The following is a 24647-nucleotide window of genomic DNA, read 5'->3' on the forward strand; positions in this document are numbered from 1 at the left end:
ATGACTAGCTCCTTTTCGCGGGGGTCGTTTATTGCGACTAACGTTTATTGCAGTCCTGCATCACGCTTTCTTATTGCACCTGCCCGGTGACCGCAGGCTCGAACGGGTAGATCCGGCGCCACTCCGACGCCATGTCGACCACGGTCCAGCCACGGGAATTTGCTTCATCGAGGGCTTTGTCGAGCCGGCCGATATCGGATTGACGGTCATAGGCCCATTCGCGCTTGGCGTCGGTGTGGTGCACCAAGCCCATGAAACGCTTGCCGGGACCTGCGGCCGTCCACTGCAGCATCTGCAGGTCGCCGTCGGAATTGCCGAAGGCGAGGATCGGCCGTTTGCCGATCACCGCATCAATGCTTTCCGGTTTGCCGGGGCCGTCGTCGTTGTGCGCCAGTTTCGCTGTGCGCACGATCGAGGCCTTGCCGTCCTTGTACTGAAATGACGTGATGAAGGTGGTGCCGATCACCTGTTCCGGCGGGATGCCGTAGACCTTCTCGGCGAAGGCGCGCATGAACCCGGTGTCGCCGCCGGAAACGATGTAGGTCTTGAAGTCCTGTTTGCGCAGGTAGTCGAGCATTTCCAGCATCGGCTGGAAGATCATCTCGGTGTACGGTTTGCCGGTTTTCGGATGGCGCGCCTGACTGAGCCAGGTTTTGGCGTAGTCATCGAAGGCTTCGGTGGTCATGCCGGTGTGGGTCGCCCCGACGATTTTCAGCAGGCCCTCCATGCCGGAAGCGGCCAGCGCCTTGTGATCGTTTTCCAGCACGGCTTTGAACGGCTGGGTAGTCTTCCACTCCGGATGCTGCGCGGCGTTGCGCTTGACCTCATCGAAGGCAAACAGCAATTCGAAATAGGCCGGTTGTTCGCTCCATAACGTGCCGTCGTTGTCGAACACGGCGATACGGTCGGCCGGTTTGACGAAGTCCTTGCTGGTCTGGTCGGTCACCGCCTGCACGAATTCGATAATGTTCTTCTTCGCCGGGCCGTCATTCCACGACGGCAGCGGCTCGCTGGCCTGAGCCAGCAGTGGCAGGGCGAGGCCAAACAACAGGGCGAGTCCGAAACGTTGGCGTTGCCGTAGCGCAGTCGTCATGGGAAATCCTTCTCGTGAACGGGGTTGAGCGGGCGCAGGGCCGAGGCCGGTTTTGCCTGCTGCTGTTCGGCCTGACTGTGAAGCGTAGTCAATGATTCGCGCAGTTGAACGAGTGTTTGCTCGGTGCTTGGCTGACGACCGTAAATCCCGCGTAACAGGCCTTGCAGGCGCGGGCCGGCATCGACCAGTTTCAGCCCCAGCCGACTGCGGCGCAGCCACAGGTACAGCGCGCTCAATTGAGGAGGGCGGGCTTGCAGTTGTGCGTTGACTTGCTGCCAGGCGAAGTCAGGGGATTGCTGCCATGCCCGTAGTTGCGCCTGGCGGCGTACTTGCCACTGTTGCCGGGCGCGGTTAAACGCTGGACGCAACAGATAAGCGGCACCGACGACCGCCACGATCAGGGTCAGCCACCACAGCCAGCGTGTAGAGAAGTGCAGGCGATTCTGGCCGAGTTGCTTGAGGTCTTCGCTGATCGAAAAGACCGCATTGTAAGGCGTGCCGGCTGCTGCTTCGAACGTCACCGCCGGCACTTGCGCGGTGCGCGATTGGCGAGTGCCGGCGTCCCACCATTTCACCTCGATGGCCGGCAACGTGTGCGAGCCGGCCTTGTCGATGCGGTAGCTGACGCTGTCGATGCGCTGACCGCCGAGGATGTCACCGCGACCGTCGTCCAGAGCGGTGACTTGCGGGGTTTTCGCATAGCGGCTCAGACCGGGAACATCACCGAGCATTGGAATCGGCAGGGCCATGGCCAGTGCGCCGTCCGCTTGCAGGGTCAGTTGGCGGGTGATGCTGTCGCCGACTTTCAACGGCGTCGCCGAGTGGGTGATGCTCTGAGTGAAACGCAAACCGTTGGCCACCAGCGGTGTTTCCCCGGGTTTGAAGCCGGCCGGCTGGGCCGCGCTGAACTGCACCGGTTGGCTCTGCGCACTGATTTCTGTCGTGGCCTGACCGGGTGTGGCGCGCACGGTCAGCGCCGGAATGTCGAAGCTGCGCGCGACGTTCGGGGTAATCAGGTAGCTGTAGCGCAAACCGCTGAAGGCCTGACCGTCGATGGTTTGATTGAGATGCTGCGCCTGACCGTCCGGCGGCATGACCAGGGCGCCGTCGAGCTTCAGGTCGGGCAGGGTGGCGGCGCTGGTGAACCAGGTGTCGGTGAGGACGTCGATTTGCAGCTCGACCAGACCGCCAACCATGGCGCCTTCGGCGGGTTGCAGGTGGGCCTGGACTTTGAGTTGGGGTTCGGCGGCGAAAGCATTGAGGCTGAGCAGACTGGCCAGGAACCAGAAGCTGATTCTTGTAGTGATCAATCTGGCCCCATCGCTGGCAAGCCAGCTCCCACAGGGTTTTATGGTGTTCACAAAATCGGTGATAACACCGGAGTTCCCTGTGGGAGCTGGCTTGCCAGCGATAGGGCCAGCAGGGTTTGGACGCTTCATGGCCTGGCTCCCTGCTGATCCTGCAAGCTGAACTTTTGCTTGAGAAACTTCGCCGGCGAGGTGGTCAGGTTCTGCAGCCACAAAGCATCGGACGCAGCCTGCTCGGTCTCGACCTTTTTGCTCTGACCCTTACCCGGCGCCTTGTCGAATTTCACCTCATCGGGCTTGGTCTCCGGGGCGTTTTTCTCGGCGCTTTCGGTGTCCTTGAGCAGCGCTTGCGCCAGCGCCAGATTGGCCGTGGCTTCGGGGAACTGCGGTTGCAGCTTCAAGGCCTGGGTATACGCGGCGATGGCCTCATCGAACTTGAAGCGGCGCACGTAAATATTGCCCAGATAGAAATACGCCTGCGGTGTGTCGAGCCGCGCGAAGGTCGCCAGCGCCAAGTCGTAGTCGGCCGCGTGATACGCCGCGACACCTTTCCAGTACGGGTCGACAAACAGCGCGGCAGCCTGCGGCAAATGCTCATGTTCGAACGCCCAGCGACCTTGCTGGTCGCGGGTGAAAAACGCATCGGTCAGGGCGTTGGCCTGCGCCGGTGCTGCTGGCCAGCCCAAGCCAATCGCCAGTGCCAGCGCGGGCATCCAGTTGACGCTCCAGCCCTTGCGCACATTGCACAGCGCCAACAGCAACAACGGCCAGCACAGCCAGTAACCGGCGTCTTTCCAGTGCAATTCGCGCTGCTCGGCGCTGGCACTCTGAAAATGCTGCTGCGCGTGCAACTCGATCCAGTCCAGATCATCGTCATTGACGCTCAGGCTGCCCAGTGGCGCATCGAGGGCGGAGGCCAGTTGCTTGATTGCTGCCGGATCGAAACGGCCCAGTGCCGGGCGCCCGTTGGCATCGGTGCGCGGCTGGCCGTTGGCATCATGGATGATGCCGCCGTCCTCACTGCCAACGGCCAATACCAGCACTTGCAATGGACTGTCGCCCACACGCTTGTCGAGGCCGTCGAGTTCTGCGGTGTCAGCGCCGTCAGTGATCAGCAGCAGGCTGTCGGGTGTTTTTTCGGCATTGAGCAAGCGTTTCGCCTGATCGATCACCGCGCCGACGTCTTTGCCCGGTTTGTCGATCAATCCGCTGCCCAAGGCTTGAATGAAGGTGTCGAGCAGCGCCGGATCATCGGTCGGCGGCAACACCAGATGGGCGCTGCCGGCGTAGGCGATCAATGCGGTGCGAGCGCCGGCGCGGCGCTGTATCAGATCGTGCAGTTTGTGTTTCGCCGCTTCCAGTCGGCTCGGCTGCACATCGCTGGCGTCCATCGATGGCGACAGATCCACGGCAACAATCAGCGGCGCACGATTTTCAAGGAAGTCCGGCCGATCCTGTTCCCAGGTCGGTCCGGCGGCGGCGACGGCGCCGAGGATCAACAGTGCGCACAGCAGGTGCACCGGGCGCAGGCGCTGATGGTCCTGCGGAGTCACCAGCAGATGCGGCAACAAGTGCTCGGCGATATTGCCGCGCAGCCGTCGTTGCAGGTCGCGACCACGCCGCCAGAGCAGCGGCAGCACGGCACCGAACAGTGCGAGCAGCAGCCATAGGGGGCGGAGGAAATGGAAGTCGCTGAGGTTGATCTCCATCTCAGGCCTCCTGCCGCTGACGGGCAAACGCCAGACGCACACGCAGCAGCGCGCCAAGGTGATACAGCCCCAACAGCGCAACCGCCACGCCCAGCGGCCAGTAGAACAACTCGCGTTGTGGTTGATGGCTGAGGGTTTTCACCTGGTGTGGCGTGAGGCGATCGAGGGTGCTGTAGACCTGATCCAGCGCGTTGCGGTCTTCGGCGCGGAAGAACTGGCCGCCAGTGGTTTTGGCGATCTGTTCCAGCGCCGACAAGTTGACCTTGGCCTCACCGGACGCGCTCGGGTCACCGATGCCGATGGTGTGAATGATCACGCCTTTGTTCGCGGCCATTTCAGCGGCGTGATCCGGGGTGATCGCGCTGCTGGTGTCGTTGCCGTCGGTGAGCAGGATCAGCACTTTTTCCTGCTCGTGGGCCTTGTCCAGCAGCTTCAGGCTCAAACCGATCGCGTCACCGATCGCCGTATTGGGGCCGGCCATGCCGATACCGGTGTCGGCCAGCAGCAGCGAGAGGCTGGCGTGATCGAGGGTCAGCGGCGCCTGCGGGTAGGCGCCAGTGCCAAACACGATCAGACCGAGACGGTCGTCCTTGCGCTTGTCGATAAAGCCCTGCACCACGTCTTTGACGGCAGCGAGGCGGTTGATTTTTGCGCCGCTGGCGTTGGTGAAATCTTCGGTTTCCATTGACTGCGAGAGGTCGATGGCGAGCATCAGGTCGCGTACCGGTTGTTGCCGTTCGATGGGCTTTTCCACGAAAACCGGGCGTGCGGCGGCCAGCAGAATCAAGGCCCAGACCAGAACATTCAGCAGCAGTTGCCAGTGATTGCGGCGGTTGCCGACGATGCCCGGGGCCTCACCGACCGCGCGGCTCATGGCTGCGAAAAACGGCACACGCACGGCACTGCGGGCCTCGTTGTAGGCGGGCAGATAGCGGTAAGCCAGCCAAGGTAATGGCAGCAGAAGCAACAGCCAGGGGTAATCAAGCTGCCACATGGTGATGCTCCATCCAGTATTGGCAGGTGTCGAACAGCGCCAGGCGTTGCGGCGCGGGGAGGGCGCGCAGGGTGTCGTCGGGGGCGTAGGCGAGTTGCGCGAGTTGTTCGCTGAAATCGGCCGGGAGCGGCTTTTTGCAGTGGCGCTGCAAGAAAAATTGCCAATCCTCCCTCCCCAGCGCCGCAGGACCCTGTAGGAGTGAGCCTGCTCGCGATGGCGTCCGGTCAGTCGATGCATGTGTTGAACGTGATGACGCTATCGCGAGCAGGCTCACTCCTACAGGGATCGGGTTCCACTTTGGGGATTGTGTGGGCATCGAGAGGGCGACGCGCTTGAGCAGTTCCGGCAATTCACGCAAGGCATTCAAGTCATCACTACGGCTGCGCAACTGCGTCAGACGTGCCAGGCCTTCGCGCCGATAAGCGTCCCTGCGCCATTGCCAATAACGCCGAATGCCGATCAGCAACGCGGCCAATATCAGCAGGGCGAGCAACACCCACCATCCCCACGTCTGCGGCGTATAACTGACCGGCTCGGGCAGGCCCAACTCTTTGAGCTGTTCAATGCTCGGGATATTCGGGTTCATCGCCGTGCTCCGGCACTTTTACCCAGCTCGGCACGCAGTTGCGCATGGGCTTCTTCGGCGGTACTGAACATCATCAACGGCACCTGACTGCGGCGCAGCAGGGTCGCAACGTCCTGCAGCCGACCGCTGAGAAAATCCCCCAGCGGTTGGTGCACGTTGCGTTTTTCCACCGCCAGTTCCACTTGCAATTCGCCTTGGGTAACCAGCAGGCGACCATTGCTCGGCAGCTTCATCGCCAGCGGGTCGTAGACCTGCAGCGCAATCACATCGTTGTGCGCCGACAATTGCCGCATCAGCTGCAAGGTACGTTCGCCAGCCCCGGCAAAGTCACTGACGATGCAGATCAAATGATCGTGTCCGGCCAGGGCGAGGCAGCGTTGCAAGACCTTGTCCAGCTGGTCTTCGTCTTCGGCGTCGGGATTAGCCGCGCTCAGTGCCTGATTCTGTTCGGCGATGCGACTGAGCAAGGCTTCCACACGTTTACGGCTGCGCAACGGTGCGATGCTGTCGATACGCTGATCGTTGAACACCAGTCCGCCAACCCGGTCGCCGGCGTTGAACACCATCCACGCCGCCAATGCCGCGAGTTCGGCGCCGAGGGCGGATTTGAAGCTGCGCTGCGAGCCGAAGAACATCGACATGCGCTGATCGACGACGATCAACGCCGGGCGGTCGCGCTCTTCGGTGAAGGTACGCACCACCGGTTTGCCGGTGCGCAGCGAGGCGCGCCAGTCGAGGTGACGCAAATCATCGCCCGGCTGATAGCGACGCAGCTCATCGAAATTCAAGCCACGCCCGCGCAGGCGCGAAGCATGGTTGCCGGCGAGGATGCTGCCCCGAGGCTGCCGCGCCAGAAAACTCAGGTCACGGGCCTTGAACTCCAGCGCCATCAATTGCGCGAGAGAGACGTAGACCAGACCTTCGTCGTTCATGCCGGAATCGCCACTTTGTCGAGGATCCGGTCGAGCACCTGATCGGCACTGACGCCGTCGGCCACCGCGTCGTAGCTCAATTGCAGACGATGGCGCAGCACCGGATGCACCACCGCACGCACGTTGTCCGGCGAAACAAAGTCCTGACCCTGCAACCACGCATCGGCACGCGCGCAACGGTCCAGGCCAATGCCGCCGCGAGGACTGGCACCGATGGCAATCCAGCGCGCGAGGTCTTCGTCGTAATCGGCGGGGTGACGCGTGGCGTTGATCAGGTCGATCAGGTAGCTGTCGATGGCCGGAGAGACATGTACCGCGCTGACTTCCTTGCGCGCAGCGAAGATCACCTCCTGCGGCAGGCTGAAACCTTTGGCTGACGTGGTGCTCGCGCCTTGGGCGAACTCTTCGTTGCGCAGCAGGCGCAGCACCTGACTTTCGTTTTCCGCGCTCGGGTAGTCGAGCAGGACTTTCATCAGAAACCGGTCCATCTGCGCTTCCGGCAGCGGATAGGTGCCTTCCTGTTCGATCGGGTTTTGCGTCGCCACCACAATAAACAGGTCGGGCAGGGCATGGCTGTTGCCGGCCACCGTAATCTGGCGCTCTTCCATAGCCTCAAGCAACGCCGCTTGCACTTTGGCGGGGGCGCGGTTGATCTCGTCGGCGAGGATCAGGTTGCCGAACAGCGGCCCCGGCTGAAAGCGGATTTCGTTTTTGCCTTCGACCTGATGCAGCACCTCGGCCCCGGTGATGTCCGAGGGCAGTAGATCCGGGGTGAACTGGATGCGGCTCATCTTCGCGTCGAGGTGTTTGGCCAGTGCTTTGACCGTGCGGGTCTTGGCCAGCCCCGGCAGACTTTCCAGCAGCAAGTGACCGTTGGCCAACAGGCCGAGGAGGATCTGGCGGATCACCTGATCCTGACCGAGTACGGCTTCGGCGATACTGGCTTGCAGGGCGTTGAGGTCGGTAAGCGCAGTCATGGGGGCAGTCCTTTGTGTCCGGTCTAGAAAAAGGCCAGGGTCAGGTTGACGCTGAAGCCGTTGCCTTCAGGGCGGTTCTTGGTGTCGAACTCCGGTACCCAGCGCGCACTGATATTGGCTTGGGCGTCGGCGAATTTACCGGTCCAGCCCACGACCGGGCCGGCGCCTACAGAGCGTCCGCGATAACCATTGAAGGTGTCGGCGGTCTGGCCTTTATCATCGGTGAGTTGCTGGATGTAACCGGCCGCAATACCCGCGCTCCAGCCATCGCCAAAACCATGGGTCCACAGTGCGTCGAGGGTGAAGATGTTGCCGTTGCGATAGTCGGTGGCGTCGTTCTCGGTATAGAACTCAAGACCGCTGGACAGCGTGAGTTCGCCGCCCTTGCCATCCAGATGCGTGAACGCCACCGTTGGCATGAAGGTGTAGTTGTTCTGTCCGGGGTTGGCCAGACGATCCTTGTTGTAGGCGCCGGTTGGCACGTAGATCGGCAGCGAAAACGAGATGTGGTTCAGCTCATCGAAGTGATAGCCGGCGGCAATCGGCGTGATCAAGGCGTCGGCGAATTGCGTACCTGAGTCACTGTCACCCAACGTCCGTCCGCGCGGGCCGGTGATGCTGGCTTTGATGTCGGTGTATTGCACCGGCACACCGATTGCCGAGGCGTAGTTCCATGGACCTTTGCCGGTGTCCCAGACGTGGGTGAAGTTGCCCATGGTGTAGGAGACTTTCATGTCGATCCCGCCGCTGACTGCGCCGGAAATCGGTGCACCGTCACTGCCCTTGAGCGAGCCGTCGTACCAGATGCTGGTGAGCGACATGACCCAACCCGGCTCGGGCGGGACGATCCCGGCGTTGGAGAACACCTGCTGGCCGGTGATCGGGCGGCCGACACCGCCCTCTGCTGCGTAAAGCAGAGGACTGCCGATCATGCACAGCGCCAACAGCGGGCGCACAACGTTGGGCTTGATCATCAAAAACTCCGCTTATTGTTTTGAATTGATCGGGTTGAGCAACGGCATTTTCCATTCACCACTGGCGACTTCCGGTTTCGGTATATCAAGGCGAACAATCCCCTGTGCCGAGCCGTTTGGTGTCGGCGGGCAGTTGGGCTGCTGGGCGCCGACGCCACAGCTGACAAACATGGTCATCAGGCCGTATCCGGTGGCTTTGAAAACAGCGTGCATGGCGTTTTCCTTATTTGCCGAATGTCACATTGATACCCGTGTACACAACGAACTGCGGCAGCCCGTCGCCCTTGCGGTCGACCGTCCACTGCGGCTCGACGAAAGCGTTGAGGATGTTGCTGCCGGACTTCCAGGCTTTGCCAACACCCAGACCGAGCGGGATGTAGTGGGTGTCGTTTTTCAGGTCGAAAGTCCAGGTGCCGGTGGAGCGCAGGTACCAGCCTTTTTCCAGGTTATGGATGATGAACGGCTGCATGGTTGCGCTCTCGACGTGCGGGCGATCGTTGTCACCGGCAAACGAACTCTGGTACTGCACCAGCGCGCCGAGCAGTCCGCGCGGCGAGGCGTCGATGGCCACGGCGGCGAGGCCACCTTGCCATTTGCCGGTACCGAGTTCGTCCTGTTCGGCGGTCGGCGCAGTGATCAACGGGCCAATGCCCAATTGCACGCCTTCGGTTTTCAGAATGAAGATATCGAACAGGTTCAGATCGCCGATGCCGGTGCTGTAACCGTTGTGCGGATCGGGGCGGGTGCTGATCGGTAGCGTGGCGCGGACCAGTTGCGGCACGCCGATGAAATCGTTGGGCGCAATCGGCAGGGTGCCGCGCAGCAACACGTCATTGCTGTGCGCATTGCTGTCGTAGAGTTTCGGAGTGTAGTAGTCCTGCAGATTGGCGCCGGGCGCCACGTTCAACGGGTTGTTGCTTTTGTTCGAGTCCTCGGCGTTATCCGCCTGCACGCCACACGCAGCCGCCAGCGCACTCGCCAGAAAAAGAGTCTTCCCCACTCGATTGAACATCATCCCCGATTCCCTGGTGGCTTCTGGATACTCGGCACTTCTCGGCCGTTACGGCGTAATCCCTTTCTTATCAAGCCTGTAGGACACGTCTGAATGACGCTAGCAGCTAATCGGGAGTTAGCCAGCCGAATGGATTAATTCTTTGGTTTTGTGTACGGGTTCACAGGTGATTGTGTACCAACTATTCCATTGCTTACGGTGTAGGAGCTGTCGAGTGAAACGAGGCTGCGATCTTTTGATCTTGGTTTTGTGGATCAAAATCAGAGAATCGTCCGGTCGCGGTTTGAGCTCTCGGCAACTCCTACCCATACGTATTTCAATTCGGGATGTTTAAAGGTTGTTTTGATTTTGCGGAACGTTCCCACAAGGTTTTCAGGTTGTCCGTCGGACGTCGGGTCTCTAGCCTGTGTTCGTCGCTGCCAAATCAGCGACCGGGACTGGAAACCCCGACGGGTATTAGTGGCGCGTACACGCCTTTCATAACGTATCCTTGCGCACTTCAAATGTGTGCACTCCGTTATGGCGGCTGTGCGCGGGAGACCTTCGGGTCGACCGGGTCGCCGCTGCCCGGGTTTCCAACCTGCGTACAGCTGCCACCTCTTCGTCCGGAAACCGAATGGGACAGCTCCAACTTTCAGCGGAGTTACACCATGAAAAAACCAACACCCAACCCCCCAGAAGCAGAAGCCGACACTACATCCCCCTACGCCTCGGTCGACAGTAAAAAGCTCCACGAAGCCGCCGACCGCGCCCTCGATTTCTACCTCAACCCCTCCGCCCACATCATGTCCAGCGCCAACGAGCCGGAACCCATGTACCTCGCCAATCCCAGGTACAACACCGAATCCCTGCTTGCCAACGCCAGCGAAACCCTCGGCTCGGCCAGCGAAATGCTGATCAACTTCGCCGCCTCGCTGGAAACCTCGCACCGCAAGACCGCATTGGGCATCGCACAAGTCGTCATGCTGGGTGAACTGGCCGTCAACCAAGCCCTCGATCACGTCGAACTCAATGACTGATCTCTGTTGAATGATCGTTCCCACGCTCTGCGTGGGAATGCAGCCCTTGACGCTCTGCGTCAAATTCGCAAGCTGGAACGCGGAGCGTCCCTTGAGGCGTTCCCACGCAGAGCGTGGGAACGATCAGAATCAAAAGATCGCAGCCTTCGGCAGCTCCTACATGTGATGTCCGGTTTAGCTGTTTTTCTTGGCCTGTTCGCGGACGCGTTCTTCTTGCGCACGCGCTTCGGGGGTGAACTCGGCGCCGAAGTCTTCTGCGGAGAATATCTGGCGGATTTCGATATCGGACTCGCCCGGCATTGGGTTAGGGCAGCGCTTGACCCATTCGATGGCTTCTTCTTTCGACTTCACTTCCCAGATCCAGTAACCCGCCACCAATTCTTTGGTCTCGATGAACGGCCCGTCGATGACCGTGCGTTTGTCACCGGAGAAATGCACGCGAGCGCCTTTGCTGCTCGGATGCAGGCCATCGCAATCGATCAGGATGCCGGCCTTGACCAGTTCTTCGTTAAAATTGCCCATTGCGGTGATCAGTTCTTCGCTGGGCATGATGCCGGCTTCCGAATCGGCGTTGGCTTTTACAAGGATCATGAAGCGCATGGCGTTTACTCCGTGGATTGTGGGGATTCGTTGTTTAGTCGAACGAGCCACACTTGAATCGACAGGGTCTCTGGTAAAAGTGCGGAGAATTTTTCACACCGCAGATCTCATTGTAGGAGTGAGCCTGCTCGCGATGGCGGTGGGTCATATACGCAGATGTTGACTGACAGACCGCTATCGCGAGCAGGCACACTCCTACAGGGGAATGGTTGTGGTTTTGTATACAATTTTTCGAGCAGGCACCCAACAATTTAAAAACAGGGCATAGGTCGTCGGACAATTTCGTGGTTAACTTCCGCCTCTTGCATGCTTTCCAATCAAAACATCAGAAGGACTCAAGTCATGGCTCAAGTCACCCTTAAAGGCAATCCGGTTCAAGTCAACGGCCAGTTGCCACAAGCCGGTTCCAAGGCGCCAGCCTTTTCTCTGGTTGCCGGCAATCTGTCCGACGTCACCCTGCAAGACTTCGCCGGCAAGCGCAAAGTCCTGAACATTTTCCCAAGCGTCGACACCCCGACTTGCGCCACTTCGGTACGCAAGTTCAACGCTCAGGCCAACGACATCAGCAACACCGTGGTGTTGTGCATCTCCGCTGACCTGCCATTCGCCCAGGCGCGTTTCTGCGGCGCCGAAGGCCTGGAAAACGTACAGAACCTGTCGACCCTGCGCGGTGCCGAGTTCATCGAGAACTACGGCGTGGCCATTGCTGACGGCCCGCTGAAAGGCCTGACCGCTCGCGCCGTTGTGGTTCTGGACGAAAACGACAACGTCCTGCACAGCGAACTGGTCAAGGAAATCGCTGAAGAGCCTAACTACGAAGCGGCCCTGTCCGTTCTCAAGTAAGCGCTTTTACAATTGTTAACGGCCTGGCCCTGTCCAGGCCGTTTTCATTTGTGTATCAGTGTTTTGCCTCACACCTTGAAACGTAAGGTGTAAGTAAATTGCCGGTAAAGCTGCTTTGCTAATTCCCCATCAGTGCTTATCGTTCAGCCTCCCGTAAAAGAAGCCCACGCGCCCAATGGTTAATCACTCCATGCAATCGTCCCCCCGTAACTCCCGTCGCTGGCTGATCAGCCTGCTGGTCTTGTTGGTGATCGCCGTCCTGTGCTGGAAATTCTGGCCCGCCGGTTCAGCCCACAAGGAGGGCGCTGACAAGGCAGCCGCCGGGCACACCGGGCGTTCGGGGATGATGCGGCCGGGCTTCGGTGGTGGTAGCGGGCCAATCCCGGTACGCGTGGCGCCAGCAGTCACCGGCGACTTCCCGCTGTACTACAAGGCGCTGGGCACGGTGACCGCTCTCAACACCATCAATGTGCGTAGCCGGGTGGGCGGTGAATTGGTCAAGATCAATTTCGAAGAAGGGCAGATGGTCAAGGCTGGAGACCTGCTGGCCGAGATCGACCCGCGCCCGTACCAGAACGCCTTGCTGCAGGCCGAAGGCACCTTGCTGCAGAATCAGGCGCAACTGAAAAACGCTCAGGTCGATGTCGAGCGTTATCGCGGTCTGTACAAAGAGGACAGCATCGCCAAACAGACGCTGGACACCGCCGAAGCACTGGTCGGCCAGTATCTGGGCACGGTCAAGACTAATCAGGCCGCGGTCAACGACGCCAAGCTCAATCTCGAATTTACCAAGATACGCGCGCCGATTGCCGGCCGTGTCGGTCTGCGCCAAGTCGACGTCGGCAATCTCGTCACCGCCAACGACACCACGTTCCTCGCCGTGATCACCCAGACGCAACCGATCAGCGTCGCCTTCACCTTGCCGGAAAACAGCCTCGAAACCGTGCTCGCCCGTTATCGCAGCGGCGCCAAGCTGCCGGCTGAAGCGTGGGATCGCGGCGACAGCAAACTGCAAGCCACCGGCGTTCTGCAAAGCCTCGACAACCAGATCGACGTCGCCACCGGCACCCTGAAGTTCAAGGCCCGCTACGAAAACCGCGATCAGGCGTTGTTCCCCAACCAGTTCGTCAACGTTCACTTGCTGGCTGACACACTCAAAGGCGTGGTGCTGGCACCGTCAGCGGCTATCCAGTTCGGTACCAATGGCACGTTCGTCTATGCACTGGACGGCGACAAGAAAGTCACCATCCGCCAACTGAAGATCGGTGCCAGTGATGGCGAAAACACCGTGGTTACCGAGGGCCTGGCCGCTGGCGACCGCGTGGTCCTGGAAGGCACCGACCGCCTGAAGGAAGGCAGTGAAGTGGAAGTGGTCAACGACAGCAATCAAGTGCCGACCACGCCGACCGAACACCTGCAAGGCAAATCTGCCGCCACCCCGACTGACGCTGCTGTTTCCGACAAGGCCAAGAAGGGCGCATGAACATTTCGCGGCTGTTCATCCTCCGACCGGTAGCCACCACCCTGAGCATGCTGGCCATTGTGCTGGCCGGCCTGATTGCTTATCGCTTGCTGCCCGTTTCTGCACTGCCACAAGTCGATTACCCGACCATCCGCGTCATGACCCTGTATCCCGGCGCCAGCCCGGATGTGATGACCAGTGCCGTGACGGCGCCGCTCGAACGCCAGTTCGGGCAGATGCCGGGCCTGACGCAAATGGCCTCGACCAGCTCCGGCGGTGCGTCGGTGCTGACGTTGCGTTTCAGCCTCGACATCAACATGGACGTTGCCGAGCAGCAGGTGCAAGCCGCGATCAACGCCGCGACCAATCTGCTGCCAACCGATTTGCCGGCACCGCCGGTGTACAACAAGGTCAACCCGGCGGACACCCCGGTGCTGACCCTGGCCATCACCTCGAAAACCATGCTGTTGCCAAAGCTTAATGATCTGGTCGATACGCGCATGGCGCAGAAAATCGCCCAGATCAGCGGCGTCGGCATGGTCAGCATTGCCGGCGGTCAGCGTCAGGCCGTGCGCATCAAGGTCAACCCTGAGGCGCTGGCGGCCAACAGCCTGAACCTGTCCGACGTGCGCACCTTGATCAGTGCCTCCAACGTCAACCAGCCGAAGGGCAACTTCGACGGCCCGACCCGCGTGTCAATGCTCGACGCCAACGACCAACTGACCTCGCCCGAGGACTACGCCAATCTGATCCTCGCCTACAAGAACGGCGCGCCGTTACGGCTCAAGGACGTTGCGGAAATCGTCGATGGCGCCGAGAACGAGCGTCTCGCGGCGTGGGCCAACAAGAATCAGGCCGTGCTGCTGAACATCCAGCGTCAGCCGGGTGCCAACGTCATTGAGGTGGTCGACCGCATCAAGGCGTTGCTGCCGAGCATCACCGACAACCTGCCGGCCGGCCTCGATGTCACCGTGCTGACCGACCGTACGCAAACCATTCGCGCCTCGGTCACTGATGTGCAACACGAATTGCTCATCGCCATCGCCCTGGTAGTAATGGTGACGTTCCTGTTCCTGCGCCGCGCCAGTGCGACGATCATTCCGTCGGTGGCCGTACCGCTGTCGCTGATCGGCACCTTTGGCGTGATGTACCTGGCCGGGTTCTCGGTGAACAACCTGACCCTGATGGCCCTGACCATTGCCACCGGTTTTGTGGTCGACGACGCCATCGTCATGCTCGAGAACATCGCGCGCTTCATCGAAGAGGGCGACAGCCCGATGCAGGCCGCACTGAAGGGCGCCAAGCAGATTGGCTTTACCCTGATTTCCCTGACCCTGTCGCTGATCGCGGTACTTATTCCGCTGTTGTTCATGGCCGACGTGGTGGGGCGCTTGTTCCGCGAATTCGCCATCACTCTGGCTGTGGCAATCCTGATTTCACTGGTGGTCTCGCTGACCCTGACGCCGATGATGTGCGCGCGCTTGCTCAAGCGTGAGCCAGAAGCACATGAGCAGGGCCGTTTCTACCGCGCCAGCGGTGCAGTCATCGATTGGATGATCGCCGAGTATGGTCGGATGCTGCGCTGGGGGCTCAAGCATCAGCCGCTGACCTTGCTGGTGGCTATCGGCACGCTGGCGTTGACCGTGTTTCTGTACATGGTGGTGCCGAAGGGCTTCTTTCCGGTGCAGGACACCGGGGTGATTCAGGGTATTTCCGAGGCTCCGCAGTCGATTTCCTTCGCGGCGATGGGCGAGCGTCAACAAGAGCTGGCGAAGATCATTCTCGAAGATCCGGCCGTACAGAGCCTGTCGTCCTACATCGGTGTCGACGGCGATAACGCCACGCTCAACAGCGGCCGCTTGCTGATCAACCTCAAGCCTCACGGTGAGCGCGATCTGAGCGCCACAGAAGTGATTGCGCGCCTGCAACCGCAGCTGGACAAACTGGTTGGCATCCGTCTGTTCATGCAACCGGTGCAGGATCTGACCATCGAGGACCGCGTCAGCCGCACGCAATACCAGTTCAGCATGTCTTCGCCGGATTCCGAACTGCTCAGCCAGTGGAGCGGCCGCTTGGTCGAAGCGCTGGCCCAGCGTCCGGAACTGACGGACGTCGCCAGTGATTTGCAGGACAAGGGTTTGCAGGTCTATCTGGTGATCGACCGCGATGCCGCCTCACGCCTGGGCGTTTCGGTGGCGAACATCACCGATGCGCTGTACGACGCCTTCGGGCAGCGACAGATCTCGACCATTTACACCCAGGCCAGCCAGTACCGCGTGGTGCTGCAGGCCCAGGCCGGGGAGAAGATCGGCCCGCAGGCGCTGGACCAGATTCACGTCAAGACCACCGATGGCGCACAGGTGCGCCTGTCGAGTCTCGCCCACGTGGAAGAGCGTCAGGCGCAACTGGCGATCACCCATATCGGCCAGTTCCCGGCAGTGATGATGTCGTTCAACCTCGCACCCGGCGTGGCGTTGGGGCATGCGGTCGACATCATCGAGCAGGTACAGAAAGACATCGGCATGCCGGTTGGTGTGCAGACCCAGTTCCAGGGTGCAGCGGAAGCTTTCCAGGCGTCATTGTCGAGCACTTTGCTGCTGATTCTGGCGGCAGTGGTGACCATGTACATCGTGCTGGGCGTGTTGTACGAGAGCTACATTCACCCGATCACCATTCTTTCGACCTTGCCGTCGGCGGCGGTCGGTGCGTTGCTGGCGTTGCTGCTCAGCGGCAATGACCTGGGCATGATCGCGATCATCGGTATCATTCTGCTGATCGGTATCGTGAAAAAGAACGCGATCATGATGATCGACTTCGCCCTCGATGCTGAACGCACCCAAGGCATGGCGCCGGAACAGGCGATTTATCAGGCGGCGCTGCTGCGCTTCCGGCCAATCCTCATGACCACGCTGGCGGCGCTGTTCGGTGCGGTGCCGTTGATGCTCGCCACCGGCTCCGGGGCTGAATTGCGTCAGCCGTTGGGTCTGGTAATGGTTGGCGGTCTGCTGGTGAGCCAGGTGCTGACGCTGTTCACCACGCCAGTGATCTACCTGTATTTCGACCGCCTCGGTCGACGCTTTGGCAAGACTAATGCTGACACTGAAGAGGTGTCGGTATGACTGTCCGAACACATAACCCCTGTAGGCCTTCGCCTGCTCGCGATGAGGCCGGCACCTGCGACATCAATGTAAACAGACACACCGCTATCGCGAGCAGGCTCACTCCTACAGGGGATTGGTGTGACGTTGGGGATTGCGGTCAATGAACCTCTCCGGTCCTTTCATCAAGCGTCCGGTCGCGACGATGCTGCTCAGCCTGGCAATCATGCTGCTCGGCGGCGTCAGCTTCGGCCTGCTGCCAGTGGCGCCGCTGCCGCAAATGGACTTCCCGGTGATCGTCGTGCAGGCCAGCCTGCCCGGTGCCAGCCCGGAGGTCATGGCATCCACCGTGGCGACGCCGCTGGAGCGCTCATTCGGTGCGATTGCCGGCGTCAACACCATGAGCAGCCGTTCCAGTCAGGGTTCGACCCGGGTCATTCTGCAATTCGACCTCGACCGCGACATCAACGGCGCGGCGCGGGAAGTGCAGGCGGCGATCAACGCTTCGCGCAACCTGTTGCCGAGCGGGATGCGCAGCATGCCGACCTACAAGAAGGTCAACCCGTCGCAGGCGCCGATCATGGTGCTGTCGCTGACGTCGGACGTGCTGGAAAAAGGCCAGCTCTACGATTTGGCTTCGACCATTTTGTCCCAGAGCCTTTCACAGGTGCAGGGCGTCGGCGAAGTACAGATCGGCGGCAGTTCGCTGCCGGCGGTGCGTATCGAACTCGAACCGCAGGCGCTGAATCAGTACGGTGTAGCGCTCGACGATGTGCGCAAGACCATCGCCGATGCCAACGTGCGCCGGCCGAAGGGTTCGGTCGAAGACGGCCAGCGTTTGTGGCAGATCCAGGCCAATGATCAGCTGGAAAAAGCCAAGGATTACGAATCACTGATCATCCACTATGCCGATGGCGCAGCGCTGCGCCTCAAGGACGTGGCCAAGGTCAGTGATGGCGTCGAAGACCGCTACAACAGCGGCTTCTTCAACGATGACGCCGCCGTGCTGCTGGTGATCAACCGCCAGGCCGGCGCCAACATCATCGAGACGGTCAACGAGATCAAGGCACAGTTGCCGGCCCTGCAAGCGGTGTTGCCGGCCAGCGTGAAGCTGAATCTGGCCATGGACCGCTCGCCGGTGATCAAGGCAACGTTGCACGAAGCCGAGATGACCCTGCTGATTGCCGTGGCGCTGGTGATTCTGGTGGTGTTCCTGTTCCTCGGTAACTTCCGCGCCTCGCTGATTCCGACGTTGGCTGTGCCGGTGTCGCTGGTCGGCACCTTTGCGGTGATGTACCTCTACGGTTTCTCGCTGAACAACCTGTCGCTGATGGCGCTGATTCTGGCCACCGGTCTGGTGGTGGACGACGCCATTGTGGTGCTGGAGAACATTTCCCGGCACATCGACGAAGGCGTCAAACCGATGCAGGCCGCGTACCTCGGGGCCAAGGAAGTCGGGTTTACCTTGCTGTCGATGAACGTCTCGCTGGTGGCGGTGTTCCTCTCGATCCTGTTTATGGGCGGGATCGTCGAGAGCCTGTTTCGCGAGTTTTCCATCACCCTGGCCGCAGCCATCGTCGTGTCGCTGGTGGTTTCCCTGACGCTGACGCCGATGCTCTGCGCCCGTTGGCTGAAGCCGCACACACCCGGCCAGGAAAACCGCCTGCAACGCTGGAGCCGTCGCACCAACGACTGGATGGTCGGCAAATACGCCAGCAGCCTCGACTGGGTGCTGCGTCACCGGCGTCTGACCTTGCTCAGCTTGCTGATCACCGTCGGCGTCAACGTTGCGCTGTACGTGGTGGTGCCGAAAACCTTTATGCCACAGCAGGACACCGGCCAGTTGATCGGTTTCGTACGCGGCGACGACGGCCTGTCGTTCAGCGTGATGCAGCCGAAAATGGAAATTTTCCGCCGCGCCGTGCTCAAGGACGAAGCGGTGGAAAGTGTCGCCGGGTTCATTGGCGGCAGCAACGGCACCAATAACGCCTTCATGCTGGTGCGTCTGAAGCCAATCAAGGAGCGCCAGCTCAACGCGCAGAAAGTCATCGAGCGCCTGCGCAAGGAAATGCCCAAGGTCCCCGGTGCGCAACTGATGCTGATGGCCGATCAGGATCTGCAATTTGGCGGCGGCCGCGAACAGACCACGTCGCAGTACAGCTACATCCTGCAAAGTGGTGATCTGGGCGAGTTGCGCAAGTGGTATCCAAAAGTGGTTACCGCGTTAAGGGCCTTGCCGGAACTGACGGCGATTGACGCCCGAGAGGGAGCGGGTGCCCAGCAAGTGACGTTGATCGTCGACCGCGATCAGGCCAAGCGCCTGGGGATCGACATGGACATGGTTACTTCGGTATTGAACAACGCCTACAGCCAGCGGCAGATTTCGACGATCTACGACAGCCTCAACCAGTATCAGGTGGTGATGGAGGTCAATCCGAAATACGCCCAGGACCCGGTGACGCTCAAGCAGGTGCAGGTGATCACCGCTGACGGTGCGCGGGTGCCGCTGTCGACGTTCGCTCATTACGAAAACAGCCTGGAAGACGACCGCGTCAGCCACGAAGGCCAGTTCGCCTCCGAAGACATTTCCTTCGACATGGCCGAAGGCGTGACGGTGGAGCAGGGCAGTGCTGCGATCGAGCGGGCGATTGCCAAGCTCGGCCTGCCGGAAGACGTCATCGCAAAAATGGCCGGCACCGCCGACGCCTTCGCCGCGACGCAGAAGAGCCAGCCGTTCATGATTCTCGGCGCGTTGCTGGCGGTGTATCTGGTGTTGGGTGTGCTGTATGAAAGCTACATTCATCCGCTGACGATTCTGTCGACCCTGCCGTCGGCCGGTGTCGGCGCGTTGCTGTCGATCTATGCGCTGGGCGGCGAGTTCAGCCTGATCTCGTTGCTCGGGTTGTTCCTGCTGATTGGCGTGGTGAAGAAAAACGCCATTCTGATGATCGACCTCGCGCTGCAACTGGAACGGCATCAGGGGCTGTCGCCGCTGGAATCGATCCGCAGCGCCTGTCTGCAACGCTTGCGGCCGATTCTGATGACCACGCTGGCGGCGATTCTCGGTGCCTTGCCGTTGCTGCTCGGCCGGGCCGAAGGCGCGGAAATGCGCCAGCCGCTGGGCCTGACCATCATCGGCGGGCTGATTTTCAGCCAGGTGCTGACGCTTTACACCACCCCGGTGGTTTACCTCTATCTTGACAAGCTGCGCCATCGTTTCAACAAATGGCGTGGCGTGCGCACTGACGCCGCTCTGGAAACTCCGCTATGACTGACCGTTCGCTTTTCAATCTGGCCACCGTTCGCGGCTCGCGTCTGCTGAGCCTGTCGCTGTGCGTGGCGATGCTCAGTGCCTGCGCCGTCGGCCCGGACTACCAACGGCCGCAAACTGCGGAAATCGCCCAGTACAAGGAGGCCGAGGGCTGGACTCAGGCCAACCCGAGCGATTCACTGGCCCGTGGGGCCTGGTGGGAGTTGTATGGCGATCAGCAGCTCAACGGCTTGATCGAGAAACTCAACAATTCCAACCAGACCGTCGCGCAGTCGGAAGCCCAGTACCGTCAGGCTCAGGCGTTGGTGCGCAGTGCCCGTGGCGCGTTTTACCCGAAAGTAGACTTGAGCCTCGGCAAGACCCGCTCCAGTCAGGGCACTGGCAACAGCAGTTCGAGTCTGAGCAGTTCTTCCAGCGGTATCCGCGACACCTATAACGCCGAACTGGGCGTCAGTTGGGAAGCGGACGTGTGGGGCAAGCTGCGCCGTGGACTGGAAGCCGATGAGGCCAGCGCTCAGGCCAGTTTTGCCGATCTGGCTGCGATGCGCCTGAGCCAGCAATCGGAGCTGGTGCAGAACTACCTGCAACTGCGCGTGATCGATCAGCAGAAACGCCTGCTCGAAGCCACGGTCGCCGCCTACGAACGCTCGTTGAAGATGACCCAGAACCAGTACCGCGCCGGGGTTTCCGGGCGCGATGCGGTGGCGCAGGCACAGACACAACTGAAAAGCACCCAGGCCGATCTGGTTGACCTGATCTGGCAGCGCGCGCAATTCGAAAATGCGATTGCCGTGCTGACCGGGCAAGCCCCGGCGGATTTAAACATTGCCGAAGTGCAGACCATTCCAAAGCTGCCGCAAGTGCCGTTGAGCCTGCCCTCGCAGTTGCTCGAGCGGCGCCCGGACATCGCTTCGGCAGAGCGTTCGGTGATTGCCGCCAACGCCAACATCGGCGTGGCCAAAGCGGCGTATTACCCGGATCTGAGCTTGAGTCTGAGCGGCGGCTACAGCAGCAGTACTTCGCAGAACCTGGTCAGCCTGCCTAACCGTTTCTGGTCGGTGGGGCCGAAACTGGCGCTGCCGCTGTTTGACGGTGGCATTCGTTCGGCGGAAGTCGACCGCACCGAGGCGGTGTATGACCAGACCGTGGCCAAGTACCGTCAGACCGTGCTCGACGGTTTCCGCGAAGTGGAAAACTATCTGGTGCAGCTCAAGGTGTATGAAGACGAAGCGGCGGTGCGCCAGGAGGCGCTCGATGCGGCGCGCGACTCCCTGCGCCTGACGGAAAACCAGTACAAGGCCGGGCTGATTGCTTACATCGACGTCGTGGTGGTGCAAGCCACGGCGCTGAGCAATGAGCGCAGCGTGCTCAACATTCTGCAAAGCCGCTTGATTGCTAGCGTGCAATTGATTGCGGCGCTGGGCGGTGGTTGGGACGGGCAGCTGGATGTGAGCGATAACACCCGCTGAAGGTTGGCTTCACTGATCATTCCCACGCAGAGCGTGGGAACGATCGGGTAAAGCCGTGAGCGCTGGGCAAGAGCCTCGTCGGACGATCGAACAAGCGTTTCATCGGCTTGATGGCCAATTGCTCACTTTCTCAGTGCGTTCTTCTGCGCAATCAGTACAATCGCCGCCTTTGCCCGACCGAGAACGGACGCAATCCGCGTTGGGTGGCCACGAGAATTCCCATGCTCATCGGTAGTTATTCCTCCACGCTGGTTTTCATTTCGTTGTGTGTGGCGATTCTCGCTTCCTACACCGCGCTCGACCTTACCGGTCGCATTGCCACGGCCAAGGGCCGGGCGGTGCATTTCTGGACTGCCGGCGGTGCGTTTGCCATGGGCATCGGCGTCTGGTCGATGCATTTCATTGGCATGCTGGCCTTCAAACTGCCGATCGACCTGGGCTATGACATCGCCCTGACCGCGCTGTCGCTGCTCATCGCCGTGTTGTCCTGTGGATTCGCCTTATGGTTGGTCAGTCAGCCGAAACTGCCGATTCTGCAACTGGCGTTCGGCGCGCTGATCATGGGCAGCGGGATCAGTGCCATGCACTACACCGGCATGGCGGCGATGCGCATGACGCCGGGGATCGATTACGATCCGACGTTGTTTGGCGCTTCGCTGCTGATTGCCGTCGGCGCCTCGGCGGCGGCACTGTGGATCGCTTTCCGCCTGCGTCAGCATTCGCCTTATGTGCGACTGATTCGGGGCGGGGCGGCGATCATCATGGGCATCGCCATTGTCGGCATGCATTACACCGGCATGGCCGCCGCGCAGTTTCCTGATGGCAGTTTCTGTGGTGCCACCGTCAATGGCTTGAAGGGCAACGGCCTCGACAGTCTGGTGTTGATCACCACGTTGGCAGTGCTGTCGATTGCCTTGCTCACATCGATTCTCGACGCACGCCTGGAAGCGCGCACCGCTGATCTGGCGCACTCATTGACCGTGGCCAACCGCGAACTCACGCAACTGGCCCTGCACGACACCCTGACCGGCCTGCCGAACCGCATGCTGCTGGATGACCGGATCAATCAGGCGATGAAAAAGGTCCATGAGCAGGGTGGCTGTTTTGCTTTGATGTTCATCGATCTGGACGGCTTCAAACCGGTCAACGATGCGTTCGGTCACCATATGGGCGACCAGTTATTGCGGGAAGTGGGCTTGCGTCTGCGTGAAGACTTGCGCGGTCCGGACACACTGGCGCGAATCGGCGGCGATGAATTCGTGCTGCTGGTGCGTCTGACCGAACCCGATGACGCACTGGGACTGGCGGCACGTCAGGTCGGCCTGATCGCGCAATCATTCCGCGTCGCCGAACATGATTTGCAGATATCCGCCAGCGTCGGCATCGCCCTGTACCCGGGGAATGGCCAGACCGCGCAGGAACTGCTGATGAACGCCGACGCGGCGATGTACCACGCCAAGGGCGGCGGCAAGAACGGTTACAGCTTTTTCGACGCGTCGATGAACAACAACGCGCGCAAGCAGTTGCAGTTGTTGCAGGACCTGCGCGCAGCGCTGGAGCACAGCCAGTTCAGTTTGCATTACCAGCCGAAGTTCGACGCCGCCAACGGCCGTCCGGTCGGGGCTGAGGCGTTGCTGCGTTGGCAGCATCCGATTCACGGCATGCTGATGCCGGACAAGTTCATCGAACTGGCGGAGAAATCCGGGCTGATCATTCCGATCGGTGAATGGGTGCTCAATGAAGCCTGTCGGCAAATGCGCGAGTGGTACGTGCTCGGTTACACCGATTGGCGTATCGCGGTGAACCTGTCGGCGCTGCAGTTCTGCCACGCCGGACTGGTGCGCAGCGTGGCCAAGGCGTTGGCCACGCATCACTTGCCGGCGAACAGCCTGACGCTGGAAATCACCGAGACCACGGCCATGAGCGATGCCGATGCGAGCATGACGGTGTTGCAGGAGTTGTCGGACATGGGCGTCGATCTGTCGATCGATGACTTCGGCACGGGTTATTCCAGCCTGATGTACCTCAAGCGTTTGCCGGCCAACGAGCTGAAGATCGATCGTGGCTTTGTGCGCGATCTGGAGCATGACAGTGACGATGCCGCGATTGTTTCGGCGATTGTCGCATTGGGCCAGGCGCTCGGTTTGCGCATTGTCGCTGAAGGTGTTGAAACCGGTGTGCAGCAGGCGTTTCTGACTGAGCTGGGATGTGATTCGTTGCAGGGTTATCTGTTGGGGCATCCGATGCCGGCGGACAGATTCATGCAGGATATTGCGCGCGGCAAGCCGGTGGCGGCGGTCTGATCGACCGCGCTATCGTTCTTCGCGAGCAGGCTCGCTCCCACAGGGACGGCGTGGTGCACGAATGCAGTCTGGGAGCGAGCCTGCTCGCGAAGGCGTCCGGCCAGACACAACAGACCTCATGCAAAACCCGCCAATGGCGGTTATTCTTCCCCCCGACTGTTACGTGTGCATTGGGGGAGAAAGGCCAGCATGGATAAAGTCATTGTGATCACCGGTGGCGGGCGCGGGATTGGCGCCGCCACGGCGCTGTTGGCTGCCGAGCAAGGCTATCGGATCTGCATCAACTATGAGCAAGACGAGCAGGCTGCGCAAAGCGTGCTGGAGCAAGTCCGTGCATTGGGCGCACACGCCATCGCCGTGCGCGCTGACGTCAGCATCGAAGACGAAGTGATCGCGCTGTTCCAGCGGGTCGACAGCGAATTGGGCCGTGTCACTGCGCTGGTGAACAACGCCGGTACCGTCGGACACAAATCGCGGGTCGATGAAATGTCCGAATTCCGCATTCTGAAAATCATGAAAACCAACGTTCTGGCGCCGATCCTCTGCGCCAAGCACGCGATTCTGCGCATGTCGCCCAAGCACGGCGGGCAGGGCGGCAGTATCGTCAACGTGTCGTCAGTGGCTTCACGCCTTGGTTCGCCCAACGAGTACGTCGATTACGCGGCCTCAAAAGGTGCGCTCGACACCTTCACCATCGGCTTGTCCAAGGAAGTCGCGGGCGAGGGGATTCGGGTCAACGCGGTGCGCCCGGGTTACATCTACACCGATTTCCACGCGCTGAGCGGCGATCCGGATCGGGTCAGCAAGCTGGAGTCGGCGATTCCGATGGCCCGTGGGGGGCGGCCGGATGAGGTGGCGGAGGCGATTGTCTGGTTGTTGTCGGATAAGGCTTCTTATGCGACCGGGACGTTTGTTGATTTGGGTGGCGGGCGCTGATCGTTGGGATTTGTGTTGCCTGATCCGGCCCCATCGCTGGCAAGCCAGCTCCCACAGGTTTC

General features: G+C 60.7%; 19 protein-coding genes. 8 read left to right on the top strand and 11 right to left on the bottom strand.

Annotated elements, in window-relative coordinates; genetic code table 11:
• Nucleotides 1-70: 70 nt before the first annotated feature.
• From CKW38_RS05120 to CKW38_RS05165, 10 genes are read right to left on the bottom strand one after another with little or no spacing between them, the layout of a single operon-like run.
• Nucleotides 71-1093, bottom strand: coding sequence for an HAD family phosphatase (locus CKW38_RS05120; protein ID WP_095112053.1), 1023 nt, complete (start codon nt 1091-1093; stop codon nt 71-73).
• Nucleotides 1090-2532, bottom strand: coding sequence for a BatD family protein (locus CKW38_RS05125; protein ID WP_095112054.1), 1443 nt, complete (start codon nt 2530-2532; stop codon nt 1090-1092). The genes CKW38_RS05120 and CKW38_RS05125 overlap by 4 nt, the downstream gene beginning before the upstream one ends.
• Nucleotides 2529-4109 (bottom strand): VWA domain-containing protein, encoded by a 1581-nt coding sequence (locus tag CKW38_RS05130; RefSeq protein ID WP_095112055.1) that lies wholly within the window; start codon nt 4107-4109, stop codon nt 2529-2531. Before CKW38_RS05130 ends, CKW38_RS05125 begins: the two co-directional genes overlap by 4 nt.
• Nucleotide 4110: 1 nt before the next feature.
• Nucleotides 4111-5103: a VWA domain-containing protein gene (locus CKW38_RS05135; protein WP_095112056.1), complete on the bottom strand. Its 993-nt coding sequence runs from the start codon at nt 5101-5103 to the stop codon at nt 4111-4113.
• Nucleotides 5090-5689, bottom strand: coding sequence for a DUF4381 domain-containing protein (locus CKW38_RS05140; protein WP_095112057.1), 600 nt, complete (start codon nt 5687-5689; stop codon nt 5090-5092). The genes CKW38_RS05135 and CKW38_RS05140 overlap by 14 nt, the downstream gene beginning before the upstream one ends.
• Nucleotides 5686-6621, bottom strand: a complete 936-nt coding sequence (locus tag CKW38_RS05145) for a DUF58 domain-containing protein (protein ID WP_095112058.1) — start codon at nt 6619-6621, stop codon at nt 5686-5688. The genes CKW38_RS05140 and CKW38_RS05145 overlap by 4 nt, the downstream gene beginning before the upstream one ends.
• Nucleotides 6618-7598, bottom strand: coding sequence for a MoxR family ATPase (locus tag CKW38_RS05150; RefSeq protein WP_007914385.1), 981 nt, complete (start codon nt 7596-7598; stop codon nt 6618-6620). The genes CKW38_RS05145 and CKW38_RS05150 overlap by 4 nt, the downstream gene beginning before the upstream one ends.
• A gap of 23 nt (nt 7599-7621) precedes the next feature.
• Entirely contained in the window at nt 7622-8572 is a 951-nt protein-coding gene (locus tag CKW38_RS05155; RefSeq protein WP_095112059.1) for a transporter, read from the bottom strand.
• Nucleotides 8573-8584: 12 nt separating this feature from the next.
• A complete protein-coding gene (locus CKW38_RS05160) occupies nt 8585-8785 on the bottom strand; it encodes a hypothetical protein (protein ID WP_095112060.1) in 201 nt (66 codons plus the stop codon).
• A gap of 10 nt (nt 8786-8795) precedes the next feature.
• The gene (locus tag CKW38_RS05165) at nt 8796-9584 is read right to left on the bottom strand and encodes a hypothetical protein (protein ID WP_095112199.1); all 789 of its coding nucleotides are present in this window, start codon (nt 9582-9584) and stop codon (nt 8796-8798) included.
• 650 nt (nt 9585-10234) lie between these two features.
• Here CKW38_RS05165 and CKW38_RS05170 point away from each other — a divergent pair.
• Nucleotides 10235-10603 carry a DUF6124 family protein gene (locus tag CKW38_RS05170; RefSeq protein ID WP_095112061.1) on the top strand — a complete coding sequence of 123 codons (369 nt, stop codon included), beginning with the start codon at nt 10235-10237 and terminating at the stop codon, nt 10601-10603.
• A gap of 174 nt (nt 10604-10777) precedes the next feature.
• Here the strand turns inward: CKW38_RS05170 and CKW38_RS05175 are convergent, their stop codons facing one another.
• Nucleotides 10778-11203: a YciI family protein gene (locus CKW38_RS05175; RefSeq protein ID WP_095112062.1), complete on the bottom strand. Its 426-nt coding sequence runs from the start codon at nt 11201-11203 to the stop codon at nt 10778-10780.
• A gap of 342 nt (nt 11204-11545) precedes the next feature.
• Here CKW38_RS05175 and tpx point away from each other — a divergent pair, with 342 nt between their 5' ends.
• The 7 genes from tpx to CKW38_RS05210 all read left to right on the top strand — a co-directional run bounded on the left by tpx (nt 11546) and on the right by CKW38_RS05210 (nt 24585).
• On the top strand, nt 11546-12046 hold the full coding sequence (tpx, locus tag CKW38_RS05180) for a thiol peroxidase (protein ID WP_095112063.1): 501 nt from the start codon (nt 11546-11548) through the stop codon (nt 12044-12046).
• Nucleotides 12047-12221: 175 nt separating this feature from the next.
• Nucleotides 12222-13529, top strand: coding sequence for an MdtA/MuxA family multidrug efflux RND transporter periplasmic adaptor subunit (locus tag CKW38_RS05185; protein ID WP_095112064.1), 1308 nt, complete (start codon nt 12222-12224; stop codon nt 13527-13529).
• The gene (locus tag CKW38_RS05190; RefSeq protein ID WP_095112065.1) at nt 13526-16627 is read left to right on the top strand and encodes an MdtB/MuxB family multidrug efflux RND transporter permease subunit; all 3102 of its coding nucleotides are present in this window, start codon (nt 13526-13528) and stop codon (nt 16625-16627) included. Before CKW38_RS05185 ends, CKW38_RS05190 begins: the two co-directional genes overlap by 4 nt.
• Nucleotides 16628-16769: 142 nt before the next feature.
• A complete protein-coding gene (locus CKW38_RS05195) occupies nt 16770-19877 on the top strand; it encodes an efflux RND transporter permease subunit (protein WP_007914366.1) in 3108 nt (1035 codons plus the stop codon).
• On the top strand, nt 19874-21346 hold the full coding sequence (locus CKW38_RS05200) for an efflux transporter outer membrane subunit (RefSeq protein WP_095112066.1): 1473 nt from the start codon (nt 19874-19876) through the stop codon (nt 21344-21346). The genes CKW38_RS05195 and CKW38_RS05200 overlap by 4 nt, the downstream gene beginning before the upstream one ends.
• Before the next feature lie 221 nt (nt 21347-21567).
• Nucleotides 21568-23649, top strand: a complete 2082-nt coding sequence (locus tag CKW38_RS05205) for a bifunctional diguanylate cyclase/phosphodiesterase (protein WP_095112067.1) — start codon at nt 21568-21570, stop codon at nt 23647-23649.
• Between the two features lie 189 nt (nt 23650-23838).
• Complete coding sequence (locus CKW38_RS05210) at nt 23839-24585, top strand: SDR family oxidoreductase (protein WP_007914361.1); 747 nt, start codon at nt 23839-23841, stop codon at nt 24583-24585.
• The last annotated feature ends 62 nt before the right edge of the window (nt 24586-24647 follow it).

The sequence above is a fragment of the Pseudomonas sp. Irchel 3H7 genome, from assembly GCF_900187605.1.
In the GTDB taxonomy this organism is placed as follows: domain Bacteria; phylum Pseudomonadota; class Gammaproteobacteria; order Pseudomonadales; family Pseudomonadaceae; genus Aquipseudomonas.

What these genes read in the sequence shown, in the direction of transcription:
- CKW38_RS05195 (WP_007914366.1), top strand. Translation starts at nt 16,770, where the DNA reads ATGAACCTCTCCGGTCCTTTCATCAAGCGTCCGGTCGCGACGATGCTG.
- CKW38_RS05145 (WP_095112058.1), bottom strand. Translation starts at nt 6,621, where the DNA reads ATGAACGACGAAGGTCTGGTCTACGTCTCTCTCGCGCAATTGATGGCG.
- CKW38_RS05155 (WP_095112059.1), bottom strand. Translation starts at nt 8,572, where the DNA reads ATGATCAAGCCCAACGTTGTGCGCCCGCTGTTGGCGCTGTGCATGATC.
- tpx (WP_095112063.1), top strand. Translation starts at nt 11,546, where the DNA reads ATGGCTCAAGTCACCCTTAAAGGCAATCCGGTTCAAGTCAACGGCCAG.
- CKW38_RS05165 (WP_095112199.1), bottom strand. Translation starts at nt 9,584, where the DNA reads ATGTTCAATCGAGTGGGGAAGACTCTTTTTCTGGCGAGTGCGCTGGCG.
- CKW38_RS05135 (WP_095112056.1), bottom strand. Translation starts at nt 5,103, where the DNA reads ATGTGGCAGCTTGATTACCCCTGGCTGTTGCTTCTGCTGCCATTACCT.
- CKW38_RS05205 (WP_095112067.1), top strand. Translation starts at nt 21,568, where the DNA reads ATGCTCATCGGTAGTTATTCCTCCACGCTGGTTTTCATTTCGTTGTGT.
- CKW38_RS05200 (WP_095112066.1), top strand. Translation starts at nt 19,874, where the DNA reads ATGACTGACCGTTCGCTTTTCAATCTGGCCACCGTTCGCGGCTCGCGT.
- CKW38_RS05160 (WP_095112060.1), bottom strand. Translation starts at nt 8,785, where the DNA reads ATGCACGCTGTTTTCAAAGCCACCGGATACGGCCTGATGACCATGTTT.
- CKW38_RS05170 (WP_095112061.1), top strand. Translation starts at nt 10,235, where the DNA reads ATGAAAAAACCAACACCCAACCCCCCAGAAGCAGAAGCCGACACTACA.
- CKW38_RS05140 (WP_095112057.1), bottom strand. Translation starts at nt 5,689, where the DNA reads ATGAACCCGAATATCCCGAGCATTGAACAGCTCAAAGAGTTGGGCCTG.
- CKW38_RS05185 (WP_095112064.1), top strand. Translation starts at nt 12,222, where the DNA reads ATGGTTAATCACTCCATGCAATCGTCCCCCCGTAACTCCCGTCGCTGG.
- CKW38_RS05120 (WP_095112053.1), bottom strand. Translation starts at nt 1,093, where the DNA reads ATGACGACTGCGCTACGGCAACGCCAACGTTTCGGACTCGCCCTGTTG.
- CKW38_RS05150 (WP_007914385.1), bottom strand. Translation starts at nt 7,598, where the DNA reads ATGACTGCGCTTACCGACCTCAACGCCCTGCAAGCCAGTATCGCCGAA.
- CKW38_RS05210 (WP_007914361.1), top strand. Translation starts at nt 23,839, where the DNA reads ATGGATAAAGTCATTGTGATCACCGGTGGCGGGCGCGGGATTGGCGCC.
- CKW38_RS05130 (WP_095112055.1), bottom strand. Translation starts at nt 4,109, where the DNA reads ATGGAGATCAACCTCAGCGACTTCCATTTCCTCCGCCCCCTATGGCTG.
- CKW38_RS05190 (WP_095112065.1), top strand. Translation starts at nt 13,526, where the DNA reads ATGAACATTTCGCGGCTGTTCATCCTCCGACCGGTAGCCACCACCCTG.
- CKW38_RS05125 (WP_095112054.1), bottom strand. Translation starts at nt 2,532, where the DNA reads ATGAAGCGTCCAAACCCTGCTGGCCCTATCGCTGGCAAGCCAGCTCCC.
- CKW38_RS05175 (WP_095112062.1), bottom strand. Translation starts at nt 11,203, where the DNA reads ATGCGCTTCATGATCCTTGTAAAAGCCAACGCCGATTCGGAAGCCGGC.